The following is an 11,570-nucleotide window of genomic DNA, read 5'->3' as shown; positions in this document are numbered from 1 at the left end:
TTCCCAAATAATGAGGTATTTAGTAACCTGCTTTTTATGTGTTTATTGCTGTTTTGCGTTTTCTCAAGAAAAACAATACACATCTTATTTTGATGTTAACTATTTTAAAGGAAATATAGCAAAACATAATGACGATATTCTTCACTTAATATCAGGGCATCCAGAAGGCATTATTTTAAGTTGGAATAAAAAGACGTACGGTTTCAAAGATTGGGAGCAGCGCTATAACTATCCAGATTATGGTGTGTCCTTTGCCTATCAGGATTTAAAAAATGAAACTTTAGGTAAAAACTTTTCAGCTTATGCGCATTATAATTTTTACTTCTTTAAGCGGCATTTGATATTTAGAGTTGGACAAGGGTTGGCATACACAACAAATCCATTTAACAAGGAGACAAATTTTAAGAATGTGGCTTTTGGTTCTAAGTTTATGAGTAGTACTTATATAATGCTCAATTATAAAAAGGAACGCATTTTTGATAAGTTTGGATTACAAGCAGGGTTTTCATTACTGCACTATTCTAATGCAAATTTTAAAGCACCTAATAATGGAACAAATTCCATCACCTTTAATTTAGGTGTTACCTATAATTTAGATGATATAGAACCTGAATATCAATATACAGTTAGCAAAGAGGACGATCAAGATTATTCTGAACCGATTAAATACAATCTCGTATTTAGAACAGGTTTAAACGAAAGTGATATTATAGGCAGTGGCAGTTATCCGTTGTTTGTGTTTTCAGGATATGCAGATAAAAGAATCAATAGAAAAAGTGCATTGCAATTAGGTGCAGATGTGTTTTTTTCTACGTTTTTAAAAGAGTATGTAAAATATAGAGCAGCTGCGTTTCCAGAAGGTGATATTTCTGGAGATGAAGATTATAAGCGTGTTGGACTTTTTGCAGGGCACGAGCTATTTGTAAATAGAACTAGTCTATTAACGCAGTTAGGTTATTATGTGGTTTACCCTTTTGAATTCGAAGGAAGAACATATGTAAGAGTTGGTTTAAAACGTTATTTTGGTGATACATGGTTTGCAGCGTTAACATTGAAATCTCATGGTGCAGCAGCAGAGGGTGTTGAGTTTGGCGTGGGCGTTAGATTATAACTTAATATTAATACTATGGAACAAAGACTAACAATTATTGGTTTGGGGGTTAAAGATTTGGAAACAGCTACTAAATTTTACGAAGAAAAATTTGGTTGGAAAAAGATGCCCTCTAGTAATGACAGTATCTCATTTTTTCAACTAAATGGTATTTTACTATCGTTGTATCCAAGTGATAAATTGGCCGAAGATGCCACTGTTAATCCCGAAGGTTCTGGTTTTAAAAAGTTTTCATTAGCATATAATACAAGAACAAAGCAAGAGGTAGATGATGTAATAAATGAATTAGAAGCTAAAGGTGTTACTATTGTTAAAAGACCAGAAGAAGTATTTTGGGGAGGTTATAGTAGCTATGTGGCCGATATGGATGATAACCTTTGGGAAATTGCTTTTAACCCATTTTTACCACTAGATGAAAAAGGAAACGCTATTGATGAATAGATACTATTTCATATGCCTGTTTTTATTCATTTTTGCTTGTGATAGTGAAAATGCAGGAGACTGTTTTCAAAAGACAGGAAGTATTATAAAAGAAGAAGTAGTTCTTGAAGCATTTAATAAGATACTGGTTAATAGAGATATTGAATTAGTAATAAAACAGGGGGGTACCCAAGAAGTAATTCTTGAAACCGGACAAAATTTAAGAAACGATGTTAGTGTTGAGGTTGTTGATGGTCAATTAATTTTAACCGATAACAATACCTGTAATTTTGTTAGAGATTATGGGATAACAAAAGTATACGTCACGTCTCCAAATATTACCGAAATTAGGAGCTCTACACAGTATGATATAAGTTCTAATGGTGTTTTAACTTATCCCAACTTAGTATTGCTGTCTGAGAGTTTTGGAGCTCCCGATACCTTTACAGTAGGGGACTTTAAATTACAGATTAATAATAACTTTTTAGGGATTACTTTCAATAATTTATCCTCTTGTTTTGTGTCTGGTGAAACAACTAATGTTAATATCAATTTTGCTTCGGGAAATGGAAGGTTTGAAGGTGAAAATCTAATAGTTCAAAACGCAACTATTTTTCATCGTGGTAGTAATAACATGATTATAAATCCTCAACAATCAATTAAAGGGAAAGTAGTAAGTACTGGTGATGTTATTTTAAAAACAACACCACCAATTATAGAAGTTGAGACCTTATATAAGGGTCGCGTGATTTTTGATTAAGTTAACCGATTGCTTGGCTATTTCTAATTCTTCATTAGTAGGAATAATCAATACTTTTGTTTTGGAATCTTTAGCATTAATAGTTCTTATTTCCCCAGAACGAAGTGTATTCTTTTCTAAATCTAGTGTAATGCCAAGGTAATCTAAATTGGTACAAACCAATTCTCTTATTTTAGAAGAGTTCTCTCCAATACCAGCAGTAAAAACTATAGCATCTAAACCATTCATAATAGCTGCATAGCTTCCAATATATTTTTTAATTCTATAGGCATTCATTTCTAAAGCTAGAATGCAGTTTTTGTTTCCGTTTTCTGCTTCCTTTTGAATTTCACGTAAATCACTAAAACCAGTTAATCCTCGCATACCACTTTTTTTGTTGATTAACGTATTAAGGTCATCAATAGAAAAATCTAAGTTTTTGGCTAAATGGAAGAGAATTGATGGGTCTATATCCCCAGAACGTGTTCCCATTATTAAACCTGTAACGGGAGAAAATCCTAAAGTATGATCTATACTTTTTCCATCTTTAACTGCGGTCATGCTACATCCATTACCTAAATGTATCGTTATGATCTTCGAATTTTCCTGACCTAAGAACTCGTTAGCTTTTTCAGAAACATATTTATGACTGGTGCCATGGAAACCATACAACCTTATATTATGTTTGTCTAAATATTCATTGGGAATAGCATATTTGTAGGCATGCTCCGGTATAGATTGATGAAATGCTGTATCAAAAACCGCTACTTGTCTGGCGTTACTAAAAATCGTTTCAGCAACTTCTATACCTTCTAGGTTAGGAGGATTGTGTAAAGGTGCTAAGGAAGATAGTTCTTTAATTTTATCCTTTACCTCCTGTGTTATAATTGTGGTGTTGCTAAAATGTTTTCCACCATGTACAACCCTATGACCGACAATATCGATATCATTAGTTGATTTAATTACTCCAGTTTCATTATCTAACAGTTGATTAGCCACCAGTTTTAAACCTTCTTTATGGTTTGCTATTGCGGTGATTTTCTCAATCGATTTCGTTTCAGTTTTAAATTTAAAGATAGCATCTTCAAAACCTACACGTTCAATCTGACCTGAACAGATAATTTGCTCTTCAGGCATTAGAAATAACTGAAACTTTAATGAGGAACTTCCTGAGTTTAATACTAATACTTGCATAGGTTATAGTTCTTGTGCTTGGATAGCGGTTATTATTACGGTGCTGTAAATATCGTCTGCCGTACAGCCTCTACTTAAATCGTTTACAGGTTTGTTTAAACCCTGTAACATTGGTCCTATGGCTAGAGCACCAGTTTCACGTTGAACAGCTTTATAAGTGTTATTACCAGTATTTAGATCTGGAAATATTAATACACTTGCTTGTCCTGCTACTTCAGAATCTGGTAATTTACTCTTACCAATACGCATGTCTACAGCTGCATCATATTGTATTGGTCCTTCAATTTTTAAATCAGGTGCAAGCGATTTGGCAATTTCAGTAGCTTTCCTCACTTTATCCACATCTTCACCTTTACCAGAAGCTCCTGATGAATATGATAGCATAGCTACTTTTGGTTCAACACCAAAGTTCTTTGCTGTTTGTGCCGATGAAATAGCTATTTCTGCCAATTGTTCTGCGTTAGGGTTTGGATTAATGGCACAATCTCCAAATATAGATACTCTATCTTCTAAACACATAAAGAATACAGAAGATACAATATTGCACCCTGGTTTAGTTTTTATAAATTGAAGCGCAGGTCTTAAGGTATGTTGCGTGGTGTGCACCGCTCCAGAAACCATACCATCGGCATGCCCTTTATAGATCATCATGGTTCCAAAATAAGAAACATCAGACATGGCGTCTTTTGCCATATCTAGATTTACACCCTTATGCTTTCTTAATTCATAGAAGGTATTGGCGTAGTCTTCAAAATGTTCAGATTCTGTTGGGAAAACAATATTCACTTTAGTGATGTCCAAAGGGATGTCGTACCTAACAAGGCGTTCTTGAATTTTTTCCTTTTCACCAATTAATGTAATGTTTACAACTTGCGTATTTATTAACCTTGCAGTGGCGCGTAATATACGTTCGTCATAACCCTCTGGCAGTACAATATGCTTCTTATCCTTAAGCGCAGTCTGTAAAAGGTTATATTGAAACATTCTTGGTGTGAAAATATCAGATTTAAATGTAACGAGCTGCTCTGCTAATTTATCAGTATCAACATGTTTTTCGAATGTTGAAATAGATGTATTAATTTTTTCGGTATTCTCAGCGTAAATTCTGGATTTTACCTTGCCAATGGCGTTAACCGAGTTAAAAGTGCCATCGTTAACACTAATAATTGGAACGACACTAGATAACCCTTCAATAAGTTGTAGAATGGAATCCTCGGGGGTTAAACCACCAGTTAAAACGATACCAGAAATTTGCGGATAGTTTTTTGAAATGTGAGACTGTAAAGCACCAAGAATAATATCTGCTCTGTCACCCGATGTAATAACTAAAGAACCATCTTTAAGTTTAGTGATATAATTTCTTAATTGCATTGCACCAACCCCAGAGTTTTTAACTTGGTTGTTTAACATCTCCTTTCCAAAAAGAACTTTAGCATCAAGAGCCTTAACAATTTCTTTAATAGTTGGGTTGGCTAAACTTTCAATCTTAGGTATAACGGTGATATCAGTACCATTATTTATACGCTTGGTTAGCTGTTCTTTTAATGGTGCTATATCATTTTCTTCAACTTTATTGGTCATTATAGAGAGTACATCTACCTCTTCTTTAAAGGTATCGTGTGCTAATTGTACACTATCTACAATTTCCTTTCTCTTTTTACCATTACCATTCATAACAATAATAACAGGTAAGCCCAAGTTCTTAGATATTAGCATATTAATATCTAATTCAAGACTTGAGTTTTCATGGGAGAAATCGGTGCCTTCAACTAAAACTAGGTCAAATAGCTCTTCAAGGCGTTTATATTTTTTTATAATTTCGTCTATTACATAACCAGATTTACCCTGATTGTATAAATCTAAAACTTGACTTCTGGTAAATGCATGTGTTTTTTTATAGTTGAGGTCAATGTCAAAATGAGAAATCACTGTGTTAATGTGATTATCCATTTCTCCCGCTTCAACATCTTCAATTATGGGTCTGAAGTAGCCCACTTTAGCGGTTTTACCTAATAGCATGCGCATTAGTCCTAAAACCACAACTGATTTGCCGCTATTTGGTTCAATAGTAGCGACATAAATACCTTTGCTCATATACCTGTTTATTGTAGTGTAAAGATACTCTATTAACAAAAGTTATTTAAGTACCTCTCAGCATTTAATTTAAAAATAATTTAGAACAAAATTAATATGGTATTCTTCTTTTGAAGATGACATTTGTCATGATTTTCAAAAAGAACTTAAAATTGGTTAACCAATTTTGATTAAAAACATAAATATGGAGCTATTTACCCGTAAGTTCTCTAAATAAACTTTCTAAACTGGCATTTTTTTGATTTAGTTGGAGAATTTTTAATTGATTTTCTTGTGCAAAATCAAAGACATGAGAGCGCATATCTTCAGAAGAATTGAAGGTTATCTCGTAAACAAAGTCGTATGTATTTGTTACTTCTTTTACTTTGGGCAGTTTCTTTAAAAAGGCATCTTCAACTCGGTAATCAAATTCAACTATTACAGTTTGTTCTTGTTCATCCCTTAGTTCTGATAGTTTTTTGTCTGCAACTATTTCGCCTTTATTTATTATAACAACCCTATCGCACATGGCTTCTACTTCTTGCATAATATGAGTAGAAAGAAATACAGTTTTTGTCTTGCCAATAGTTTTAATAAGGTTTCTTATATCTACTAATTGATTAGGATCTAAACCTGTAGTAGGTTCATCTAAAATAAGCACATCTGGATCATGAAGAAGGGCCGTGGCCAACCCCACACGCTGTCTGTAACCTTTAGATAATTGACCGATTTTTTTATGAACTTCGGGAGTCAGACCTGTAAGTTCAATAACTTCATTTATACGTTCTTTAGATACCTTATATATGTTAGCGTTAAACGATAGGTACTCTTTAATATATAATTCTAGGTATAAAGGATTGTGTTCAGGGAGATAGCCAACACTTTTTTGAATATGTTGTTTTTCGTTTAAATCATGTCCGTTTACTTTAGCCGTTCCTTGAGTTGGTTGCACGTAAGTTGTTAAAATCTTCATCATAGTAGACTTACCAGCACCATTTGGCCCTAAAAATCCAACAATTTCAGGTTTATCTACATTAAAAGAAATGGAATTTAAAGCTTTCTGTTCGCCATAAAGTTTAGAAATACTTTCAACTGAAATAGACATAATTAAAACGTTTGCTCAAAAGTACATGATTTTTTTATTTGAATGAAGCTAGTATTTAATGAAAATATTAGTCTTTTAGAGATAAAAAATAAATGAAAACATAATGTATTGTCTCTTTTACTGTAAAATCTATAAATCTTGTTTTAAAACTGTAAAAAAGTATTAGTGCAATTTTGATTTTTTAAAATATTATTTACTTTAGCCGTGTAATTATGAGAACAACAGCGTTTTATACATATTTTAGCTTTTTTTATTTCTTTTTTAGCAAAAGAACCGAGGCTTTGTGTGTATAAATTAAGATAAAAATTTAAATATAAGTCTCGGTGAAAATCGGGACTTTTTTTTATGATAAAAACAGTAGCAATACAAGGGGTAAAAGGGTCTTATCATCATATTGTGTCAGAGCAATTTTTTGATAAGAATATAGATCTAATTGAATGTTTAACATTTGATAGAGTAGTTGAAGCTTTAACTACAAAAGAATGTGATGCAGCAATTATGGCTTTAGAAAATTCTATAGCTGGTTCTATAATACCCAATTATGCGCTTATAGATAATTATGGGTTACATGTTGTTGGGGAACATTATCTGGATATTCAACATAATTTAATGGCTTTGCCAGGGCAGTCTATTGAAGATATTAAAGAGGTTTATTCTCATCCAATGGCTTTATTACAGTGTAAAGAGTTCTTTAAAAAACACCCACATATTAAGTTGGTTGAAGATAAAGATACTGCCGAGGTTGCCGATAGAATAAATAAGAACCAGTTAAAAGGTGTTGGCGCTATAGCAAGTGTTTTGGCAGCAGACATTTTTGAGTTGGATATTTTGGCGCATAGCATTCAAACGATAAAACATAACGAAACGCGTTTTGCTATTGTTAAGCGTACAAATTCTGAAGTAGCAGAAGAAGATATTAACAAAGCGTCTTTAAAATTTGAAGCTAATCATAAAAGAGGAAGTTTAGCAACAATTTTAAATGTAATGAGTGATTGTAAATTGAATTTAACCAAGATACAATCTTTACCAATAATTGATACACCTTGGAAGTACGCCTTTTTTGTAGATGTTACATTTGCAGACTATAATGATTTCAAAAAAGCAAAATCGATAATTGAAATCATGGGAGAAGGATTTAAAGTATTAGGTGAATATAAAAATGCAAAGTTATGATTGAAGTAGCTAAGAGATTGCATACAGTTGAAGAATATTACTTCTCTAGAAAGTTAAGAGAAGTTGGTGAAATGATTGCCAGTGGCAAACCTGTAATTAATTTAGGTATAGGTAGCCCAGATTTGCAACCTCCTCAAAAGGTAATTGAGGCAATAACTAATAGTTTAGGAGATGCTACGGCGCATAAATATCAAAGTTATCAGGGGTTGCCTGAGTTGCGTGAGGCTATATCCTTATTTTATAAAGAACACTTTAGTGTTAATGTAAGTCCGGTTAATGAGATATTACCATTAATGGGAAGTAAGGAAGGTATTATGCACATTTCAATGGCATATTTGAATGAGGGTGATGAGGTGTTAATTCCTAATCCAGGGTATCCAACATATCAATCGGTTACGAAATTAGTAGGAGCAAAACCTGTATTTTACAATTTAGACGCTAAGAATAATTGGTTGCCAGATATAGATGCATTACAAAAATTAGATTTAAGTAAGGTTAAGCTTATGTGGGTTAATTATCCGCATATGCCAACAGGAGCACAACCTTCTACTATAGCTTTTAAGAGTTTAATTGCTTTTGCAAAAAGAAACAATATTTTAATAGTTAACGACAACCCGTATAGTTTTGTGCTTAACGATAATCCCACAAGTATTTTGAGTATTGAGGGAGCAAAAGAAGTTTGTTTAGAACTAAACTCTTTGAGCAAAACTTTTAATATGGCTGGTTGGCGCGTGGGTATGGTATTGGGAGATAGTGCTCAAATAAAGAACATTTTGAAGGTTAAAAGTAATATGGATTCTGGGATGTTTTACGGCATTCAAAAAGGGGCTATAGAAGCTTTAAAATGTTCTAAAATGTGGTACGTTACTTTAAATAGCGTCTATAAAGAACGTAGAGATTTAATTTGGAAATTAGCAGAAGCTTTAGGATGTACTTATGATGAGAATGCAACCGGAATGTTTGTGTGGGCAAAATTACCAGAACACTTAAAGTCAGAAGCATTTATAGATAAGGTATTAAAAGAGAGTAATGTTTTTATAACACCAGGAACAATTTTTGGTAGCCAAGGAGAAGGGTATATTAGATTTTCTTTATGCGCTTCTACCGAAGATATTCAAGAATGCATAGCACGAGTTAGTTAATATGAAGAATATTTATGTAATAGGCGTTGGTTTAATAGGAGGGAGTCTTGCTAAAGATATCAAAGCAAACAATCCTGAGGTTATTATTCATGGTATAAGCCGAAAAGAAACAACTTTAGATCAGGCATTATCACTTGGCTTAATTGATAAAAAGGCCACTTTAGATGATATTGAACATGCAGATTTAGTTATAGTTTCTATTCCTGTAGATGCCACGGTTAAATTATTGCCCTCAATATTAGATAAAATTTCGGATAACGGATTAGTAATTGATGCAGGTTCTACAAAAGAGGCTATTTGCAAAGTGGTAGAAAATCATCCAAAAAGAAGAAACTTCCTAGCAGCGCATCCTATTGCAGGAACAGAGTATTCTGGTCCAAGTGCTGCTATTAGCGGATTGTTTAAGGGGAAAACGAATATAATATGTGAGGTAGAAAAAACGGCCTTTAAGCTTCAAGAGAAAGCTTTAGACATTTTTAGAGCTTTAGGAATGCGTATTCGCTATATGAACCCCGAAGCACATGATAAACATATTGCTTATGTGTCTCATTTATCGCATATAAGTTCTTTTATGTTAGGAAAAACGGTTATTGAAAAAGAAAAGAATGAACGCGATATTTTTGATATGGCAGGAAGTGGTTTTGCATCAACTGTACGTTTAGCCAAAAGTTCACCAGAAATGTGGACCCCTATTTTTAAACAAAACAAAGCAAATGTTATTGAAACTTTAGAAGGATACATCAAAAATCTAACGCAATTTAAAGAATTAATGGAAGACGATGATTTTGATGCCATCTTTAAAGAAATGAAAGACACAAATCATATTACAGATATTTTAAACGGAATAAATTAAACACTAATACACAACTAAGCAACCCATTCAAAAAATAGAATTAGGTTAGTTTTTATTAAAATTATGGAAAACAAGAAAGAGTTAAGAAGTTGGTTAGATGATTTAGGATTAGATCATCCACTAGTAATCGCAGGACCTTGTAGTGCTGAAACAGAAGAGCAAGTGCTTAAAATTGCGCACGAGCTTAAAGATACCGATGTAAACTATTTTAGAGCTGGTATCTGGAAACCTAGAACAAGACCTGGTAATTTTGAAGGGGTTGGTGCTTTAGGTTTAAAATGGTTACAAAAAGTAAAAGAAGAAACTGGAATGAAAGTTTGTACAGAGGTTGCAAATGCAACTCATGTAAAACTAGCTTTAGAGCATGATATTGATATGCTTTGGATTGGAGCACGTTCTACTGTAAGTCCTTTTATTATGCAAGAGATTGCAGATGCTTTAGATGGTACAGACAAACCAGTTTTAATTAAAAACCCTGTAAACCCAGACTTAGCTTTATGGTTAGGAGGTATAGAAAGAATTTATGCGTCTGGAGTTAAAAATATTGGTGCTATTCATAGAGGTTTCTCTACCTATGAAAAATCTAAGTATAGAAACAATCCTGAATGGCAAATGGCTATTGAGTTCCAAAATAGATTTCCAGATATTCCATTAATTAACGACCCTTCTCATATTACAGGTAAGAGAGATATGGTTTTTGACGTTTGTCAAACAGCACTAGACTTAAACTTTGATGGACTAATGGTTGAAACGCATTACGATCCAGACAACGCTTGGAGTGATGCAGCTCAACAAGTTACACCTTCTACTTTAGTTCAGATAATGAGAGATTTAAAAGTTAAGAAGGAAGCAGATCCTGAAGCTGAGTATAACAGTGAATTAGATAACTTAAGAGCTAAGATTGATATTATCGATAACCAAATTATTGATATGTTAGGTAAGCGTATGCAAGCTTCTGATGGTATTGGAAAACTTAAAAAAGAAAGAAACGTAGCTGTTTTACAAAGTAAACGTTGGAATGAAATTTTAGGAAGAATGGTACTTGAAGGACAAGAGCATGGATTAAGTGAAGAATTCATTTTAAAAATGTTCAAAGCTGTACACCAAGAATCAATTAACCATCAAGAAAAAATTATTAACGGTTAATAATAGTTTACTATAAACAACAAAAGCCTCATTTTTATGAGGCTTTTGTTGTTTAAGAAAATAGCTGTTTTACTTACTTCTTTTAAAAATATATCTTGTAATAAAGATACCATTAGGGTCATTATGACCTGCGCTTTCAACAGCACTAGTAACAAAAGCAAGTTCCCAACCTTCAGCAACCATGGTTGTTAGTTTCGAAGAGATCAAAGCATCATTAGAAGCTATGTTTTGAAATCTAATACCTCCAATATTGTAAAAATTTAAAAGTTTAGTTTCCTCAAAATCTTTAACACGAATTTCTTTTCGTTTAGATTTATTACGAGTATTATCTTCTTCTGTTTGTTCCGAAGTAAACGCTTCGTAATCTCTATCTGCTGTTGCAGATATTATTCTAGAGCGCCCCAATCCGTTTGGAACTATAGATTCAACACTTGTAATAACTTTAAATTCAACTTGTGCATTTACTTCTGTTAAGCCTAGTACCACTATGGCAATAACTAAAATTAATTTTTTCATATGATTCATTTTTGTTTATAAGATTGAAAGTCTAAACTAAAATTGGTCTTGTCGGGAAGATTATTTCAATTTAACGACTTCAAATGTATTTTGTTTTA

At 32.9% G+C, this 11,570-nt stretch carries 11 protein-coding genes; 7 read left to right on the top strand and 4 right to left on the bottom strand.

The features are described 5' to 3' along the window. The first annotated feature begins 10 nt into the window (after nucleotides 1–10). The 3 genes from FUA24_RS21500 to FUA24_RS21490 are packed head-to-tail and all read left to right on the top strand — an operon-like array spanning nucleotide 11 to nucleotide 2,291. Nucleotides 11–1,111, top strand: coding sequence for an acyloxyacyl hydrolase (locus FUA24_RS21500; protein WP_148545140.1), 1,101 nt, complete (start codon nucleotides 11–13; stop codon nucleotides 1,109–1,111). Nucleotides 1,112–1,126: 15 nt separating this feature from the next. Beyond that, nucleotides 1,127–1,552 (top strand): VOC family protein, encoded by a 426-nt coding sequence (locus tag FUA24_RS21495; protein WP_148545139.1) that lies wholly within the window; start codon nucleotides 1,127–1,129, stop codon nucleotides 1,550–1,552. Next, nucleotides 1,524–2,291 carry a head GIN domain-containing protein gene (locus FUA24_RS21490; protein WP_246147134.1) on the top strand — a complete coding sequence of 256 codons (768 nt, stop codon included), beginning with the start codon at nucleotides 1,524–1,526 and terminating at the stop codon, nucleotides 2,289–2,291. Before FUA24_RS21495 ends, FUA24_RS21490 begins: the two co-directional genes overlap by 29 nt. Here the strand turns inward: FUA24_RS21490 and FUA24_RS21485 are convergent. The 3 genes from FUA24_RS21485 to gldA form a co-directional block, all read right to left on the bottom strand. Beyond that, a complete protein-coding gene (locus tag FUA24_RS21485) occupies nucleotides 2,262–3,464 on the bottom strand; it encodes an acetate/propionate family kinase (protein ID WP_148545138.1) in 1,203 nt (400 codons plus the stop codon). The two genes, FUA24_RS21490 and FUA24_RS21485, sit on opposite strands and share 30 nt — an antisense overlap. 3 nt (nucleotides 3,465–3,467) lie before the next feature. Then, on the bottom strand, nucleotides 3,468–5,558 hold the full coding sequence (gene pta / locus FUA24_RS21480; protein ID WP_148545137.1) for a phosphate acetyltransferase: 2,091 nt from the start codon (nucleotides 5,556–5,558) through the stop codon (nucleotides 3,468–3,470). Nucleotides 5,559–5,748: 190 nt separating this feature from the next. Continuing rightward, entirely contained in the window at nucleotides 5,749–6,642 is an 894-nt protein-coding gene (gene gldA / locus FUA24_RS21475) for a gliding motility-associated ABC transporter ATP-binding subunit GldA (RefSeq protein ID WP_148545136.1), read from the bottom strand. Between the two features lie 345 nt (nucleotides 6,643–6,987). Here gldA and FUA24_RS21470 point away from each other — a divergent pair, with 345 nt between their 5' ends. From FUA24_RS21470 to FUA24_RS21455, 4 genes are all read left to right on the top strand, one after another. Further along, nucleotides 6,988–7,815: a prephenate dehydratase gene (locus tag FUA24_RS21470; protein ID WP_148545135.1), complete on the top strand. Its 828-nt coding sequence runs from the start codon at nucleotides 6,988–6,990 to the stop codon at nucleotides 7,813–7,815. Next, complete coding sequence (locus tag FUA24_RS21465) at nucleotides 7,812–8,957, top strand: pyridoxal phosphate-dependent aminotransferase (protein ID WP_148545134.1); 1,146 nt, start codon at nucleotides 7,812–7,814, stop codon at nucleotides 8,955–8,957. Before FUA24_RS21470 ends, FUA24_RS21465 begins: the two co-directional genes overlap by 4 nt. Before the next feature lies 1 nt (nucleotide 8,958). Continuing rightward, a complete protein-coding gene (locus FUA24_RS21460) occupies nucleotides 8,959–9,810 on the top strand; it encodes a prephenate dehydrogenase (RefSeq protein WP_148545133.1) in 852 nt (283 codons plus the stop codon). Between the two features lie 63 nt (nucleotides 9,811–9,873). After that, nucleotides 9,874–10,956 (top strand): bifunctional 3-deoxy-7-phosphoheptulonate synthase/chorismate mutase type II, encoded by a 1,083-nt coding sequence (locus tag FUA24_RS21455; protein WP_148545132.1) that lies wholly within the window; start codon nucleotides 9,874–9,876, stop codon nucleotides 10,954–10,956. Nucleotides 10,957–11,025: 69 nt separating this feature from the next. Here FUA24_RS21455 and FUA24_RS21450 read toward each other — a convergent pair whose 3' ends face one another. Next, complete coding sequence (locus FUA24_RS21450) at nucleotides 11,026–11,472, bottom strand: hypothetical protein (RefSeq protein ID WP_148545131.1); 447 nt, start codon at nucleotides 11,470–11,472, stop codon at nucleotides 11,026–11,028. Between the last annotated feature and the right edge of the window lie 98 nt (nucleotides 11,473–11,570).

This window comes from Seonamhaeicola marinus (assembly GCF_008085455.1).
The sequence above is the reverse complement of the archived record's forward strand: the minus strand, read 5'-3'. Positions and strand labels throughout refer to the sequence as shown.